This window comes from Curtobacterium sp. MCPF17_021 (assembly GCF_003234605.2).
Classification (GTDB): Bacteria; Actinomycetota; Actinomycetes; order Actinomycetales; family Microbacteriaceae; genus Curtobacterium; species Curtobacterium flaccumfaciens.
Map to the genome: position 1 here is coordinate 1,032,837 of NZ_CP126252.1, position 15,820 is coordinate 1,048,656.

The 15,820-nt window shown below is 71.9% G+C and carries 13 protein-coding genes; 10 read left to right on the forward strand and 3 right to left on the reverse strand.

Translation table 11 applies throughout. From position 1 onward, the window contains the following. Positions 1-165: 165 nt before the first annotated feature. The 7 genes from DEJ29_RS05000 (at position 166) to DEJ29_RS05030 (ending at position 9,693) form a co-directional block, all read left to right on the forward strand. Positions 166-1,572 (forward strand): alpha/beta hydrolase, encoded by a 1,407-nt coding sequence (locus tag DEJ29_RS05000; RefSeq protein ID WP_111094768.1) that lies wholly within the window; start codon positions 166-168, stop codon positions 1,570-1,572. Positions 1,573-1,832: 260 nt separating this feature from the next. Further along, on the forward strand, positions 1,833-4,187 hold the full coding sequence (locus DEJ29_RS05005; RefSeq protein WP_111094769.1) for a transglycosylase domain-containing protein: 2,355 nt from the start codon (positions 1,833-1,835) through the stop codon (positions 4,185-4,187). Between the two features lie 138 nt (positions 4,188-4,325). After that, complete coding sequence (gene gatC / locus DEJ29_RS05010; protein ID WP_017887005.1) at positions 4,326-4,625, forward strand: Asp-tRNA(Asn)/Glu-tRNA(Gln) amidotransferase subunit GatC; 300 nt, start codon at positions 4,326-4,328, stop codon at positions 4,623-4,625. A gap of 11 nt (positions 4,626-4,636) precedes the next feature. After that, positions 4,637-6,184, forward strand: a complete 1,548-nt coding sequence (gatA, locus tag DEJ29_RS05015) for an Asp-tRNA(Asn)/Glu-tRNA(Gln) amidotransferase subunit GatA (RefSeq protein ID WP_027464607.1) — start codon at positions 4,637-4,639, stop codon at positions 6,182-6,184. Further along, positions 6,184-7,689: an Asp-tRNA(Asn)/Glu-tRNA(Gln) amidotransferase subunit GatB gene (gene gatB, locus DEJ29_RS05020; protein ID WP_035807593.1), complete on the forward strand. Its 1,506-nt coding sequence runs from the start codon at positions 6,184-6,186 to the stop codon at positions 7,687-7,689. The genes gatA and gatB overlap by 1 nt, the downstream gene beginning before the upstream one ends. Before the next feature lie 109 nt (positions 7,690-7,798). Further along, a complete protein-coding gene (locus DEJ29_RS05025) occupies positions 7,799-8,974 on the forward strand; it encodes a type III polyketide synthase (protein ID WP_181438166.1) in 1,176 nt (391 codons plus the stop codon). Continuing rightward, positions 8,971-9,693 carry a methyltransferase domain-containing protein gene (locus DEJ29_RS05030; protein WP_111038782.1) on the forward strand — a complete coding sequence of 241 codons (723 nt, stop codon included), beginning with the start codon at positions 8,971-8,973 and terminating at the stop codon, positions 9,691-9,693. The genes DEJ29_RS05025 and DEJ29_RS05030 overlap by 4 nt, the downstream gene beginning before the upstream one ends. A 109-nt stretch (positions 9,694-9,802) precedes the next feature. Here DEJ29_RS05030 and DEJ29_RS05035 read toward each other — a convergent pair whose 3' ends face one another. Continuing rightward, entirely contained in the window at positions 9,803-10,852 is a 1,050-nt protein-coding gene (locus tag DEJ29_RS05035) for a zinc-dependent alcohol dehydrogenase family protein (protein WP_111094770.1), read from the reverse strand. Positions 10,853-10,932: 80 nt separating this feature from the next. Between DEJ29_RS05035 and DEJ29_RS05040 the strand changes: the two genes are divergently transcribed. Continuing rightward, on the forward strand, positions 10,933-11,907 hold the full coding sequence (locus tag DEJ29_RS05040; RefSeq protein ID WP_111094771.1) for a DUF3097 domain-containing protein: 975 nt from the start codon (positions 10,933-10,935) through the stop codon (positions 11,905-11,907). A gap of 70 nt (positions 11,908-11,977) precedes the next feature. After that, positions 11,978-12,631 carry a spermidine/putrescine ABC transporter substrate-binding protein gene (locus DEJ29_RS05045; protein WP_111094772.1) on the forward strand — a complete coding sequence of 218 codons (654 nt, stop codon included), beginning with the start codon at positions 11,978-11,980 and terminating at the stop codon, positions 12,629-12,631. Positions 12,632-12,932: 301 nt separating this feature from the next. Here DEJ29_RS05045 and DEJ29_RS05050 read toward each other — a convergent pair whose 3' ends face one another. Both DEJ29_RS05050 and DEJ29_RS05055 read right to left on the reverse strand, forming a co-directional pair. Next, positions 12,933-13,946, reverse strand: a complete 1,014-nt coding sequence (locus DEJ29_RS05050; RefSeq protein ID WP_027464613.1) for a LacI family DNA-binding transcriptional regulator — start codon at positions 13,944-13,946, stop codon at positions 12,933-12,935. Next, positions 13,943-14,365: a DUF3054 domain-containing protein gene (locus DEJ29_RS05055; protein WP_220037328.1), complete on the reverse strand. Its 423-nt coding sequence runs from the start codon at positions 14,363-14,365 to the stop codon at positions 13,943-13,945. The genes DEJ29_RS05050 and DEJ29_RS05055 overlap by 4 nt, the downstream gene beginning before the upstream one ends. Before the next feature lie 125 nt (positions 14,366-14,490). On the opposite strand from DEJ29_RS05055, the gene DEJ29_RS05060 reads away from it, so the two are divergent. Further along, complete coding sequence (locus tag DEJ29_RS05060) at positions 14,491-15,441, forward strand: hypothetical protein (protein WP_111094774.1); 951 nt, start codon at positions 14,491-14,493, stop codon at positions 15,439-15,441. Positions 15,442-15,820 lie beyond the last annotated feature (379 nt).

The following is a 15,820-nucleotide window of genomic DNA, read 5'->3' on the forward strand; positions in this document are numbered from 1 at the left end:
ACGCCCGGTCGCATCCGCTGAGCGCGGCGCGCCGTCGAACGCGCCCAGTTCGGGGGACAAGTTGCATCGCGCATGGATGATCCGCGGACATCTCCATAGACTCGACCGAGCATCACCCGTCGTCTGCAGGGGGACGTCGGGACGGCCTTCCCGGGGGAGACCCGAATGCTGCTCATCGCTGCGGCTCTGCTCACCGCCTCGGTGCACTCGCTCGGAGTGATCGAGGCCCCAGGCATGCCCCCGGCGCACCAGGTCACGGTCGCCAGCACCGCCACGACCCGCATCGTCCCGGTCGACGACGTGCTCTCGTCGGCGTCGGCGTCGGCTCCCGTGGCGGCACCGCTGGCTGCAGCGGCGTCGTCCACGACAGCGGTGCGGGTCGACGACCTCGCCGCCGCGCACGGACGCGCCTTCGTCGAGGACCTCGGTGCGCTCGGTGCCGCAGACCTGCGGAGCGCGGCCACCGACCGCGGCGTCGTGGCGACGGTGCAGGACGACCCGCCGCCCGCGCAGACCGTCGCGCAGTGGTGGTCGCACCTGCCCGCCGACGAGCAGGACCGCCTCCTCGTGCACGCGCCCGCCCTGGTCGGGAACCTCGAGGGCGTGCCGTACGCGGTCCGTGACCAGGCCAACCGCGCGACGCTGACGTCCGGCCTCGCCGACGCCGACCTCGGAGCAGCCCGGGCCGCGATGCTCGGGCAGGTCCGGGACTCCCTGGTGCAGCAACCCGGCGACCCGCGGCGCTTCCTGGTGGCGCTCGACACCCGGGGGTCGGGCCGTGCCGCGATCAGCATCGGCGACCTCGCCACCGCGGCCGACGTCACCGTCGTGGTGCCGGGCATGTTCTTCACGGTCACCGGGCAGATGACCGACTTCACGAACACCGCCAACGACCTGTCCCGTGAGCAGGCCACCCTGGCGCCGCTCGCCGCCACGGGCAACGGGTCGGGAGCCGCCGTCGTCGCGTGGATGGGGTACCGGACGCCGGACCTGTCGAACATCCTGTCGCTCGGGCTCGCCCGGACCGGGGCCGAGCGGCTCGAACGGACCGTCGCAGGGCTGCGTGTGATCCGGGCGGGCGACCAACCGCGCGTGAACATCGTCGCGCACTCGTACGGGTCGACCACGGCGATGACGGCCCTGGCGTCGGGGCGGATGACCGCCGACACCCTGACCGTGCTCGGGTCGCCGGGCAGCGACGTCAGGACGGCGGACGACCTCGCCGTCGCCACCGGGCAGGTCTTCGTCGGCGGTGCGCACAGCGATCCCATCGCGGGTTCCGGGTACTTCGGCACCGACCCGGGCGGGGCGTCGTTCGGGTCGACCGTGCTCGACCTGGCCGGGGGCGCCGATGCGCTGTCGGCCGGTGACGTCTTCCGGCGACCCGTGGGGCACAACGACTACTTCAAGCCGGGCACGGCATCGCTGCACGACGTCGCCCTGATCGGCATCGGACGCGGCGACCTGGTGCGCGAGCAGGTCCGACGCGGCAAGTCGGGTGGTGACGGCATCGTCGGCGCCTCGCCGGACATGTACCTCGTGCGCCCGCAGGACCTGCAGCCCCGTGACTGACCGGCCGTGACCGACGGACGGTGGGCGGCCGGCCCTGACCGACCCGGCGGACCCACCGGTCGTGGCGACTCGGTGGACGTGACCCGATCGTGACCGGCGTCCGACGTGGCGGAGTCGTTGCGGGCCTCCCGGCCGGATCGGTGCGCCCGCGCGGATCGCGACGCGTCCTCGGAACCGCCTGGGTGGCAACCTGAGCGCGACCGCAGCCTGCACTCGTTCCAGGGCAGAACCAGTACAGCCCTGCTGCCTACGGTGCCGTCATGCGTGTGGTGCGATGGCCTGGTGCTCTCCTGATGTTCGTGGTGATGTCCGTGCTCGCCGGCATGCTCGTCGCCGTCGCGGTGACCCCGGCGGTCGCCGTCGCGGGTGAGGGGACGTCCGGGGCAGTCTCGTTCTTCGAGGACCTGCCGACCTACCTCGACGTGCAGACCCCGCAGCAGGTGTCGTCCGTGTACGCGGAGCAGGGCGGGAAGCAGGTCAAGATCGCCTCGTTCTACGCCGAGAACCGCACGAACGTGACGGCGGACCAGATGGCGGACTCGCTCAAGCAGGCGGCGATCGACACCGAGGACCCGCGCTACTACGACGAGGGCGGCATCGACGTGCTCGGGACGCTCCGCGGGGTCGCCGCGACCGTCGTCGGCGGGGACGTGCAGGGCGGCTCGAGCATCACGCAGCAGTACGTCAAGAACGTCCTGGTGCAGCAGTGCGAGGAGCTCACGGGCAAGGACCAGGCCGCCACCGAGAAGAAGGTCGAAGCCTGCTACGAGGACGCGGCCGGCGTCACGCCGCAGCGCAAGCTGCAGGAGATGCGGTACGCGATCGCGGTGAACAAGAAGTACTCGAAGGACGAGATCCTGACCGGGTACCTCAACATCGTCGGGCTCGGCGGGCGGGTCTACGGGGCCGAGGCCGGGGCCGAGTACTACTTCGGCGTGCACGCGAAGGACCTGTCGCTCGTGCAGTCGGCCACGCTCGTCGCGATCCTCAACAACCCGTCGAACCTGCGCATCGACGTGCCGAGCGACAAGGACAACGGCAAGGCCAACGGGTACGAGCTGACGAAGGAGCGCCGCGACTACGTGCTCCGCCGGATGCAGGCGCACGGGTCGATCACGAAGGCACAGATGACGAAGGCGATCGCGACGCCGGTCACGCCGAAGATCACCGAGACCGCCAACGGGTGCTCGACCGCCGCGACGCACTACGACGCCGGGTACTTCTGCGACTACGTCCGCGACCAGGTGCTGCAGGACCCCGCGTTCGGCAAGACCGCGGCGGCACGCATCGCCACACTCGACACCAAGGGCCTGCAGATCCACACCTCGCTCGACCTCGACCTGCAGGGCCAGGCACAGTCCGCCCTGTCCACCTACGTGCCGGCCACGATGGCCGGCGTCGACGTCGGCGGCTCGAACGTCACCGTGGAGCCCGGCACCGGCCGGATCATGTCGATGGTCCAGAACACCACGTACACGCAGGGGGACAACGCCGCCGCCGGGGCCACGGCGGTGAACTACAGCGCCGACTCCGGGTACGGCAACTCGGGCGGGTTCCAGACCGGCTCGACCTACAAGGTGTTCACCCTGGCTGAGTGGCTCGCCAGCGGGCACACACTGTCCGACTCGGTCACCACCTCGGAGCACCAGTTCGCGAACGCCGAGTTCACCAACAGCTGCCAGAACGTCGCGGGTGGCACCTGGAACGTCGCCAACGCCGAGAGCGTGCCGTCGTCGATGTCGGTCGAGGCGGCGACGGTCGAGTCGATCAACACGGCGTACGCCCAGATGGGCAAGCAGCTCGACCTGTGCAAGATCGCCCAGCTCGCGCAGTCGATGGGCATCCACCGCGCCGACGGCGGTGACCTGACGCAGACGCCGTCGTCGATCCTCGGCGTGAACGAGCTGTCGCCGATCGACCTGGCCGAGGCCTACGCGGGCTTCGCCAACGGCGGCATCGTGTGCACGCCCACCGCGATCGACTCGGTGACCGAGGCGGACGGCACGAAGATCACCCCGACGCCGTCGTCCTGCACGCAGGGCGTCTCGGCGGACGTCGCGGGCACGGTCGACTACGCGCTGCAGGGCGTGCTGTCCGGGTCGGGGACGGCCGCGAGCGCGAACCCCGGGGACAGCGTCGCGAAGTTCGCGAAGACCGGCACCACCGACGGCGACGTGCAGAACTGGCTGGTCGCGTCGTCGACGAAGTACACGAACGCCACCTGGGTCGGCAACGTGCAGGGGAGCGTGAGCCTGGCGAACTGGCCGTTCCTGCAGGGCACCACCGGGTACAGCGCGAAGTTCGGGGTCGGGAAGTCGATGATGGCGTACCTCGACCAGACCGTCGGCGGGGGAGCGCTGCCGGCGCCGAGCCAGGCGATGATCGGGCAGGCGAGCAAGTCGTCGTCATCGTCGTCTTCGTCTTCGTCTTCGTCTTCGTCGTCGTCGTCGGGGACTTCGTCCGGGCAGGGGACTGCGCAGGACGACCAGACGACGCCGACGGCTGCTCCGGCTGCACCTGCCGCTCCGGCTGCACCCACTGCCCCGGCTGCGCCGGCGCCCGCCGCCACGGTGCCCCCGGCGGCACCGGCGGCGGGGGACCAGAACGGGAAGTGACCGTCTGACCCCCTGGAGGCCCGGTGCCGGTCCGGCGGACCGGCACCGGGCCTCCAAGGGGTTGTCCACAGCCGCGCCTGCGCGCTCGACGCAGCCAATAGACTGTGGGGCATTCCACGAACCGATCGACGGAGCACCATGCCTGACATCACGAGCGAGCAGGTCGCACACCTGGCGAACCTCGCACGTATCGCACTCACGCCCGACGAGATCGAGAAGCTGACCGGGGAGCTGTCGCACATCGTCGAGAGCGTCGCCAAGGTCGCCGAGGTCGCGACCGACGACGTCCCGGCGACGAGCCACCCCGTGCCGCTCGGCAACGTCACCCGACCCGACGTGGTCGGCACGACGCTGACGCAGGAGCAGGCGCTCTCCGGGGCGCCCGACTCCGACGGCGAACGGTTCCGCGTGACCGCCATCCTCGGCGAAGAACAGTAGGGCGAAGAACAGTGACTGACGACATCACGAAGCTGAGCGCCGCGGCGCTCGCCGACGCCCTCGTGGCGCGCGACGTCTCGAGCGTCGAGGCCACCCAGGCCCACCTCGACCGGATCGCCGCCGTCGACGGCGACGTGCACGCGTTCCTGCACGTCAACCAGAACGCCCTGGCAGTGGCGAAGTCGATCGACTCCCGCCGTGCCGCGGGCGACGACCTCGGGCCGCTCGCCGGTGTGCCGATCGCCGTCAAGGACGTCCTGTGCACGCAGGACATGCCCACGACCGCCGGGTCCAGGATCCTCGAGGGCTGGGTGCCGCCGTACGATGCCACCCCCGTCGCGAAGCTCCGCGCCGCCGGCCTCGTGCCGCTCGGCAAGACCAACATGGACGAGTTCGCGATGGGCTCGACCACCGAGTTCTCGGCGTACGGGCCGACCCGCAACCCGTGGGACCTCGACCGGATCCCCGGCGGCTCCGGCGGTGGCTCGGCCGCTGCGGTCGCCGCGCACGAAGCACCCTTCGCCCTCGGTTCGGACACGGGTGGCTCCATCCGTCAGCCGGGTGCGGTGACGGGCACGGTCGGTGTGAAGCCGACCTACGGCGGGGTGAGCCGCTACGGCGCCATCGCCCTGGCGTCCAGCCTCGACCAGATCGGCCCGGTGTCCCGCACCGTCCTCGACGCCGCGCTCCTGCACGACGTCATCGGCGGGCACGACCCGAAGGACTCCACGTCCATCCCGGACGCCTGGCCCTCGATGGCCGCCGCCGCACGCGAAGGGCTGCAGGCGGACACCCTCCGCGGCCTGCGCGTCGGCGTGGTGAAGGAACTCGCCGGGGGCGACGGGTTCCAGGCCGGGGTCACCCAGCGCTTCCAGGAGACGGTCGCGCTGCTCGAGTCGGCCGGCGCGGTCGTCGTCGAGATCGACGCCCCGTCGTTCGCGTACGCGATCAGCGCGTACTACCTGATCCTCCCGGCCGAGGCATCGTCGAACCTCGCCAAGTTCGACTCGGTGCGCTTCGGCCTCCGGGTCACACCCGAGAACGGTGCCACCGTCGAGGACGTCATGGCCGCCACGCGTGAAGCCGGCTTCGGGCCCGAGGTCAAGCGGCGCATCATCCTCGGCACCTACGCCCTGAGCGCCGGCTACTACGACGCCTACTACGGCTCGGCGCAGAAGGTCCGCACGCTCGTGCAGCGGGACTTCCAGGCCGCCTTCGAGCAGGTCGACCTGCTCGTCAGCCCGTCGGCCCCGACGACCGCGTTCCCGATCGGTGAGCGCATCGACGACCCGCTGGCGATGTACCTCAACGACCTCACCACGATCCCGGCGAACCTCGCCGGCGTTCCCGGCATGAGCATCCCGAACGGCCTCGCGCCCGAGGACGGCCTGCCCGTCGGTGTGCAGCTGATGGCGCCCCAGCGTGAGGACGCCCGGCTGTACCGCTACGGTGCCGCCCTCGAGCGTCTGCTCGAACAGCAGTGGGGCGCGCCGCTCATCGCGTCCGTCCCGGACCTCGACCAGAGTCAGCAGTCCGCTGCGCAGGAAGGTGTGATCTGATGGCGCAGAAGGACGCGCTGATGGACTTCGACGAGGCGCTCGAGCGCTACGAGCCGGTGCTCGGCTTCGAGGTCCACGTCGAACTCGCGACGAAGACCAAGATGTTCTCGGACGCCCCGAACTTCTTCGGCGGCGAACCCAACACGAACGTCACCCCGGTCGACCTCGGGCTGCCCGGGTCGCTGCCGGTCGTGAACGCACAGGCCGTGCGGTACTCGATCCAGCTCGGGCTCGCGCTCGGCTGCTCGATCGCCGAGTCCTCGCGGTTCGCCCGGAAGAACTACTTCTACCCGGACAACCCGAAGAACTACCAGGTCTCGCAGTACGACGAGCCCATCGCCTACGAGGGCGAGGTCGAGGTCGAGCTCGCCGACGGGACGATCTACAACATCCCGATCGAGCGCGCCCACATGGAAGAGGACGCCGGCAAGCTGACGCACGTCGGTGGTGCCACCGGCCGTATCCAGGGCGCCGAGTACTCGCTCGTCGACTACAACCGCGCCGGTGTGCCCCTGGTCGAGATCGTCACGAAGCCGATCTTCGGCGCTGAGCACCGTGCCCCCGAGCTCGGAGCCGCCTACGTGCAGGTCATCCGCGACCTCGTCCGGGCGCTCGGTGTCTCCGAAGCCCGCATGGAGCGCGGCAACCTGCGGTGCGACGCGAACATCTCGCTGCGCCCTCGCGGGCAGGAGAAGCTCGGCACCCGCACCGAGACCAAGAACGTCAACTCGTTCCGCGCCGTCGAGCGTGCGATCCGCTACGAGATCCAGCGTCAGGCCGCGATCCTCGCCGCCGGTGGCACGATCACGCAGGAGACCCGCCACTGGCACGAGGACACCGGTCGCACGTCGGCCGGTCGACCGAAGTCGGACGCCGACGACTACCGGTACTTCCCGGAGCCCGACCTGCTGCCCGTCGTGCCGGACCCCGCCGTCATCGCGGAGCTCCGTGCCTCGCTGCCCGAGGCCCCCGTCGCACGCCGCCGTCGCCTGAAGGGTGACTGGGGCTTCGCCGACCTGGAGTTCCAGGACGTCGTGAACGGCGGGCTGCTCGACGAGGTCGAGGGCACCGTCGCCGCCGGCGCCGCACCCCAGGCTGCCCGCAAGTGGTGGACCGGCGAGATCAGCCGCGTCGCCAACGCGCAGGACGCCGCCCCCGGTGACCTGGTGTCGCCGAAGCACGTCGCCGAGGTCATCGCGCTCGTCGAGTCCGGCGACCTGACCGACCGCCTGGCACGCCAGGTGCTCGAGGGTGTCATCGCGGGCGAGGGCTCGCCGGCGCAGGTCGTCGAGGCCCGTGGGCTCAAGGTCGTCTCGGACGACTCCGCCCTGACGGCCGCGGTCGACGAAGCACTCGCGGCGCAGCCCGACGTGCTGGCGAAGATCCAGGACGGCAAGGTCCAGGCAGCCGGCGCGATCATCGGTGCGGTCATGAAGGCCATGAAGGGCCAGGCCGACGCCGCCCGCGTGCGGGAACTCGTGCTGGAGCGCGCACAGCAGTCGTAGGCAGTCCCACCACGGAGGGCACGGCACCGGTCGGTGCCGTGCCCTCCGTGCGTCCCGGTCGCCGTGGGCATCCTGGGGACACGTCAGCGATCGGGTGACAGGATGAGTCGTGTCCGCAACGATCCGCGCCATCGGAACCGCCGTCCCCGAGACGACCCTCGACCAGCCCCGGGTGCGTGACCTGTTCTCCGCCCAACCCGACCTCGGGCGGCTCGGCAAACGGCTCGTCCCCGCCGCGTTCGACGGGTCTGCGGTCGACCAGCGGCACACCGTCCTCGAGGAACTCGACTCCGCGCGTGCCGGTGGTGCGTTCCGTGACGACGACGGCACCTTGCGCTCGCCGTCCACCGGCTCACGCAACGACCGGTACCGCGAACTCGCACCGCCGCTGTTCGTCGCCGCCGCCCGCGACGCCGTGGAACGTGCCGGCATCGCGCCGGAGGCCGTCACACACCTGGTGACCGTGTCGTGCACCGGGTTCACGCAGCCCGGTCCGGACATCGACGTCGTCGAGCAGCTCGGGCTCCCCGGTGGCGTCTTCCGGCACCACATCGGCTTCATGGGGTGCTGCGCCGCGTTCCCCGCGCTCCGGATCGCCGCGGCGTTCGTCGACCAGGACCCGGACGCCGTCGTGCTCGTGGTCTGCGGCGAACTCTGCACCCTGCACGTCCGCGCCTCGAACGACCCCGACCAGATCGTCGCGAACAGCGTCTTCGGCGACGGTGCGGCCGCCGCGGTGGTCGCCCGCGACGGAGCCGGTCTGCGCTTCGACGACTTCACGACGGCCGTGGTGCCCGAAGGGGCGTCCGAGATGGCGTGGAACATCGGGGACGAGGGCTTCGAGATGGTCCTGTCCACCGCCGTGCCGAAGCTCGTCGGCCTGCACGTCCCGAGCGCCGTGCAACCGCTTCTCGACGGTGGGCCGGCGTCGGACGTGCCGGTGTGGGCGGTGCATCCGGGCGGCCGGGCCATCCTCGACCGCACCCAGGAGTCGCTCGGCCTGCCCGACAGCGCCATGGAGTCGAGCCGGCGGGTGCTGCGGGAACACGGCAACATGTCGAGCGCCACCGTGCTCTTCGTGCTGCGGGACGCCGTCGACGCCGGCCTCGAGGACGGAAGCGCCGTCGTCGCGCTCGCCTTCGGCCCCGGCCTCACGGTGGAGAGCGCACGGCTCACCGCGGTGCGGACCGAGGCGTCGCTCGCAGCGGAAGCCGCGGCGTGGCCCGTGGCGGAACCCACCGTCGCGGCCGCCCGCGAGCCCGTCGCGACCACGGGCGCGGCGTGAGCCGTCAGGACGGCGGCACCACGGGCCTCCCGGCCGTCGACCTGCGCACCCGCGCGCTCGACCTGACCGAACTGATGGACGACCCGGACTGCGACCCGCGCGCCCTCGCGCGCACGTTCCGGCGCTTCGCCGTCGTGAACGCGCTCGTGAGCGGCTGGCGCGCGGCCTGGCGGTCCCACGTCGTGCCGGCCCTGCCCGCCAGCGGCCGTGGCCGGGTGCTCGACCTGGGGTGCGGCGGCGGCGACCTGGCCCGCTCGCTGGTGCGGTGGGCGGCGAGCGACGGATTCGACCTCGAGGTCGTCGGGGTCGACCCGGACGAACGTGCCATCGCTGCAGCACGGCGGTCGTCCCCGACCGGTGTGACGTTCCGGCAGCAGTCGAGCGGTGACCTCGTCGCGGCGGGTGAGCGGTTCGACGTCGTCGTGTCGAACCACGTGCTGCACCACCTGGGCGACGAGGAACGGCGGGGGTTCCTGGCTGACTCCGAACTGCTCGCGAGCGGGCGCAGCCTGCACTCGGACATCCGTCGGTCGCCGGCGGCCTACCGGGCGTACGCGCTGGCGTCACCGCTCGTGGCGGCGGGGACGTTCATCCGCGTCGACGGCCTGCGGTCGATCCGCCGGAGCTTCACGGTGCCCGAACTCCGCGACGTGCTGCCCGGCGGGTGGCGGGCCGAGGCGGCCGCGCCGCACCGGGTGTTGGCGATCCGCGACGCGTGAGCGGGCGGGCCGCCGGTTGTCCGACGCGACCAGACGACCGACGGGAGGCCCGTGGCGACGCCGCCACGGGCCTCCCGTCCGTCTGCCGGTGCGTCCACGACGCGCGCCGCTACGGGCGCAGCAGCACCTTGATGGCCCGGCGCTCGTCCATCGCGCGGTAGGCCTCGGCGGCCTCGTCGAGCGGCAGCTCGAGGTCGAAGACGCGACCGGGGTCGATCGCGCCGGACAGCACGTCGGGGAGCAGCTCGGGGATGTACTTCCGGGCCGGGGCCATGCCGCCCGCGATGGCGATGTTCGTGTCGAACAGGTAGCGCGTGCCGATGGTCGGCACCCCGTGCGGGACCCCGACGAAACCGACGTTGCCGCCGGGGCGGACCGAGTGCAGCGCCTGGTCCATGCTCTCCTCGGTGCCGACGGCCTCCACGGCGCAGTCGGCCAGGTCGCCGCCGAGCAGCGCGCGGACCGCCGCGACTCCCTCGTCGCCGCGCTCCGCCACGATGTCGGTGGCACCGAACTCGCGAGCGAGCGCCTGACGGTCGGCGTGCCGGCTCATCGCGATGATGCGGTCCGCACCGAGCCGCTTCGAGGCGAGCACCGCGGACAGGCCGACCGCGCCGTCGCCGACCACGACGACGGTCTTGCCGGGGCCGACCGCTGCCGACACGGCGGCGTGGTGGCCGGTCGAGAAGACGTCGGACAGGGTGAGCAGCGACGGCACCAGGGCCGGGTCGACCGGACCGGGGACCGCGACGAGCGTGGCATCGGCGTCCGGGATCCGCACGTACTCGGCCTGTGCGCCGCCGACGGGGTCGCCGTACGCGTCCGTGCTGCCGAACCCGGACAGGTGGTCGCAGCCGGTGGTCATGCCGTTGCGGCAGGCCTGGCAGGTGCCGTCGTTCATGGTGAAGGGGGAGATGACGAAGTCGCCCTCGTGCAGGCCGGTGACGTCGTCATCGACGGCGACGACCTCGCCGACGAGCTCGTGGCCGATCGGCCGCGGCTGCTTCGTCTCGGTGACGCCGCGGTAGGGCCAGAGGTCCGATCCGCAGACACAGGCCGCGAGGACCTTGACGACGACGTCCTTGCCGGACAGCAGCCCGGGTCGGTCGCGCTCCTCGACGCGGATGTCGTTCGGGGCGTGGATGATCGCTGCGCGCACGGGGGGGCCTTCCGTCGAGATGATGGGGAACCGGCGCGGTCGACGTCGTCCGGGCCGTCGTCGACAGTACCCTCGTGCGGGTGGACGACGACCGGTACGGCGGCGATGTGCTCTCGGGGGACTGGCGCTCGCGCGGGGTGAAGAAGGTGCGGCAGGTGCCGCTCGAACGGGACATGGTGCTCGAGGACCCCGACTCCGGGTGGGCCGGTGCCGTGGTGGGGCTCGAAGCCGGCAACATCGCGCTCGAGGACTGGAAGGGCCGCACGCGCTCCTTCCCGTTCACCGGGCAGTTCCTGCTCGAGGGTGAGCTGGTGACGCTGGGGCGGCCGTCGGCGCCGGTCGGGCGGTCAGCCGGGGCTGGTGCTGCTGGTTCCGCTGGCCGTGCGGGTGCCGCTGGTTCCGTCGGTGCCGTCGGTTCCGTCCATGCGGACTGGAGGCCCGGGGGCGCGCCCGCCGTGCGGCAGGCGTCCGACGGTGGTCGCCTCCGCACCGCGTCCGGATCGTTCGCCGTGGAGTCGCAGCGTGCTCGGGTGGCGCTCCCCAGCCGCATCATGGTCGAGGGCAAGCACGACGCGGAACTCGTCGAGAAGGTCTGGGGCGCCGACCTGCGCGTCGAGGGCGTCGTGGTCGAGGAACTCTCCGGCGTCGACAACCTGGCCGCCGTGCTCGACGAGTTCCAGCCGACGCGGGAGCGCCGGGTCGGGGTCCTGGTCGACCACCTGGTGCCCGGGTCGAAGGAGTCCCGCTTCGCCGACGCCGTGATGCGCGGGAAGTGGGGCGCGCACGTGCTCGTCGTCGGGCACCCGTTCGTCGACGTCTGGCAGTCGGTCAAGCCGGCGCGGGTCGGGCTGCGGGCGTGGCCGACGATCCCGCGCTCGATCGAGTGGAAGGCGGGCATCTGCCAGGCGCTCGGCTGGCCGCACGCCGAGCAGGCCGACATCGCCCGGGCATGGCAGCGGATCCTCGGGCAGGTGCGCACCTTCGCCGACCTCGAGCCGGAGCTGCTCGGCCGTGTCGAGGAGCTGATCGACTTCGTGACGGAACCACAGGCCTGAGAACCGGCGGATTGCCCGACCGGCGCGGTGTGCCGGGGGTGATCCGCGCCTCCAGGCCTACTGTTGAGGGATGGACGGCATCGACGGTCGCGTGCGGGGCGCGGTCGACCTGTGGCTGCGCTGGCTGCCGCGCTGGCAGATCGGGACCGCCCGCCCGCGCACGCGCATCTGCCGGAAGTGCACCGGGTCCCCGATCGCCGCGGCCGCGGGGTTCGGACCCGACGTGCCGCACGCCGTCCAGCACGCGCTGATCGGGCGGATCTCGACGATCGTCGAGGACGCCGTCGACGACTACACGGCGAAGAACCTGCCGCTGCTGCAGCGCGAACTCGAGCGGGCGGCGGCCCGGAAGCGGCACGCCGGGTACCAGCCTGCCGAAGGGTTGTCGCCGGAGTTCCAGGGCCTCGACGTGGACCCCGAGCCGTCGCCGGGGTCGCCGTTCCTGTTCACCCTCGGCGAGCTGGCCGGCACCGGTGCGGGGGAGCAGACGCCGCGCGAGCCGTTGTCCGACGAGGCGAAGGCCGCGCTCCGGCACGAGATCGCGCTGTCCGACGAGAGTGCGCGGTCGGCCGGCACCGCGGTGTGCCTGGCGCTCATCGACCACCGGCCGCGGATCGCCGAGGCCGTGGAACGCCTGGTGGAGCCGCAGATCGAGGCGCTGGTGTCGGACATGTTCCGCGGGTTCGACGGGCCGGAGGACGGGCCGCGCAGCGGGTTGTTCTAGGCGCGGGCGCGGGCGCGGGCGCGGGCGCGGGCGGCGACCGTGGGTCGAAGCCGCACGGTGCTGTCTGTGTCGGCCCGTGCGAGGTTGACCGCTCGGTGCACGCTTGTAGCGCCGCACGGAGCCACCACGGTGGCACCGTGTGACGAACCTCGCGCCGTGCGTGCTTCTCGAGCCTCGCACGGCATCACGAATCGTGCGCGGTTTGAGCGACCTCGCACCGTGCGCCAGGCCCGGAGCCTGCACGGGTTGAGTCGACGCGCACCGTGCGAGGTCGGCGGGTCGGCGGGTCAGGGGATCGGCGTCAGCGGGGGAGCAGGGTGCGGCCGGGGATCACGGTGCCGCGCAGTGAGCGGTGCTCGACCGGGCGCGTGGGGTCGTCGATGCGGCCGATGACGAGGTCGATGGCCTCGCGGCCGATGCGCTCGATCGGTTGCTCGAGTGTCGTGAAGCCGATCCAGTCGCTCGCCAGCGGGTAGACGCCGTCGAACCCGGTGACTGAGAGGTCGCGCGGGACCTCGACACCTCGGCGGGCGAGCGCCTCGCACACGTCGAGCATGAGCCGGTCGGTCGGGCACATCACCGCGGTCACGCCCGACTCCTGCACGGCGTCCACCAGGTCGGCGGCGAGGTCGTCGGGTGGCCGCACGAAGCTCGCGTCGATGTCGATCACCCGGACGCCTCGTGCTCGGAGCCGCTCGAGCATCGCCGACGATCGCGCGTGCTGCGTGATCGCGTTGTCGAGCGGGACGGTGAACACCACGGCCGTGGTGTGGCCGGCATCGGCGACGGCGTCCGCGATGGAAGCCCCACCGTCGACCTCGTCGCAGTAGACGCTCGAGAGCGCCGGGTGCAGCTCGGGCCGACCCGCGACGACGGTGGCGATGCGGGGCGCGAACTCGGCGATGTCGGCGGACGGCATCAGGCCGCTGCACACGACGAGCCCGTCGACGCGCATGGACACGAGTGCGGCGAGGGCGGACTTCTCGTCCTCGACCCGACCGACGCCCGTCGTGGTGACGACGCGGTAGCCGAGCTCCGATGCGCGGCGCTCCATCACGGCGTGCAGTGCGGTGTAGACCATCGACGATGCATCCCGGACGAGCATCCCGATCGTGTTCGTCCGCCCGCTGACCAGCCCGCGAGCCATCGCGTTCGCGACGTACCCGAGCTCGGCTGCCGCGCGTTCGACGCGCTCGCGGGTCTCGTCCGAGAACCGTCCGGTCCCGGAGAGCACCCGGCTCACCGCCGACTTCGAGACCCCCGCACGTGCGGCGACGTCGAGGATCGTCGGTTGGGAACCGCGGCTGCCGTTCACGCGTCGGACGCTGCGGCGTCCCGTCGCGACCGCGACGCGGTGAACCGGAGCACACCGCGGGCGATCGCGCGCCAGCCGAGCAGGAACACCCCGAGCACGATGGTCGCGACGATGACGAACGAGATCGGCAGCGGGTTGCCGTCGACGTCCCCCTGCCCGGTGGCGACGCGGATGGCCAGACCGACGAAGACCGTGAGGACCCAGACCACGACATCGGTCGGCCAGAAGCGCAGCGGTCGAGCCCAGGCACCGCTCGTCACGTACCCGATCGCCCAACCGGCCAGGAACGGGTAGGCGGTGGTCCAGAGCGCCAGCGCCGTGTTGGCCTCACCGTGCGACGAGCGCCCGATGAGCGCGAAGACGACGATGAGGACGACGTCGATGACGGCTGCGAGCCAACCCCAGGTGCGTGCGTTCACCCGCTCATTCTCGCAGGCCCCGGGCTGCTCGCTCATTCCTCCACAAGGTGCTCGGCGCGGCTGGTCCTCCACAGCACGCCCATGCGGTGCTGCTCCGAAGGCGGAGGATCCGGAGCATCACGAGTATGTCGATGAACCTCAAGCTCGCACCGGTCCCCGAAGTCCTCACGTTCCGAACCTCCGCCCAGCGCCCCGACGAGTCCGATGTCATCAGACGTCGGGCCGCTGCGGGCGAGCTCACACGGGTAGCACGCGGACTGTACGCGGAGTCTGCGGGATGGGCCGCGCTCCGCCCAAGTGAGCAGCACCACGTCCGGCTGCGCTCGTTCGCCGACCGGATCCGCCCCGGAGACCTGATCTCACACGTCTCCGCCGCCGTCGTCTTCGGTGTGCCCCTGCTCACCCCACCACCGACACGGATCCACGTGACCTCACGCGGTGCCGACCGGCGCACCACGAACGCGACCTTCGTGGTGCACGCCGACCTCGACGCCGAACGGAACGAGCGTCCGGTCGCCACGCCCGACGGGTTGCTGTTGTGCGGACTCGATCGGCTGGCGACTGACCTCGCACTCACACTGCCGTTCACCGACGCAGTCGTGTCCCTCGATGCGCTCCTCCGTCGCGAGGTCGAGCGCGAAGACGTCCGGTCGGCGATCGAGCGGCGCGGGCAGAAGGGACGACGTCGCGCGCTCCGGGCGATCGGGTTCGCCGATGCCGCATCGGACTCACCGGGGGAGTCGTACGCACGAGCGCGGTTCGACCAGTTCGGGACACCACCGCCGGTCCTCCAGCACCGCTTCCGAGCGCCCGGCGAGCCGGACATCGTCGTGGACTTCTGGTTCCCGGACGCCGGGGTCGTGGTCGAGTTCGACGGAGCCGTGAAGTACCGGAGCAGTGCGTACCTGCGGGGACGGACGCCGGAGGAAGCGCTGTTCGACGAGAAGATCCGGGAAGACCGACTCCGCGCGTTCCCCGAGGTACGAACCGTGGTGCGGCTCACCTGGTCGGACCTGCGCAACGAGTGGGTCTTCCGCGCGAAGCTCCGCCAGGCCGGAGTCCGCATGTCGCGCTGAGGGGTGTCAGCCACGCACCGTGCGAGTTTGTTCGGCCTCTTGCCGGTGCGCACGGTGCGCGGTTCGTCGCCCACCGTCGACCTGGCTGCTCGGTGCGGGGTCGTCGGCAGCGAACGGGGCCGCGCACCGTGCATCCTTCGCCGGTCGGGGGCGAGCAGCCCGCTCCGTGCAGGGTTGTAACCGGGCACGAAGCGGTCAACCTCGCACGGGGCGGCGGAACTCGCACCGTGCGCCGTCACCGCATCCGACGCACAGCACCGCGCCCGCCGCCCGCACCGCACCGCACCCGGAGTTCACCCGGCGGCGACGCCGGCGGCACCCGGAGTTCACCCGGCAGCGCCACACTCGACCCCGGCGCGGGAACGTTCCCACACGGCCC

Bases quoted from the DNA above. Each gene is read 5' to 3' on its own strand.
- DEJ29_RS05000 (WP_111094768.1), top strand. From the start codon at position 166: ATGCTGCTCATCGCTGCGGCTCTGCTCACCGCCTCGGTGCACTCGCTC.
- DEJ29_RS05005 (WP_111094769.1), top strand. From the start codon at position 1,833: ATGCGTGTGGTGCGATGGCCTGGTGCTCTCCTGATGTTCGTGGTGATG.
- gatC (WP_017887005.1), top strand. From the start codon at position 4,326: ATGCCTGACATCACGAGCGAGCAGGTCGCACACCTGGCGAACCTCGCA.
- gatB (WP_035807593.1), top strand. From the start codon at position 6,184: ATGGCGCAGAAGGACGCGCTGATGGACTTCGACGAGGCGCTCGAGCGC.
- DEJ29_RS05045 (WP_111094772.1), top strand. From the start codon at position 11,978: ATGGACGGCATCGACGGTCGCGTGCGGGGCGCGGTCGACCTGTGGCTG.
- DEJ29_RS05060 (WP_111094774.1), top strand. From the start codon at position 14,491: ATGTCGATGAACCTCAAGCTCGCACCGGTCCCCGAAGTCCTCACGTTC.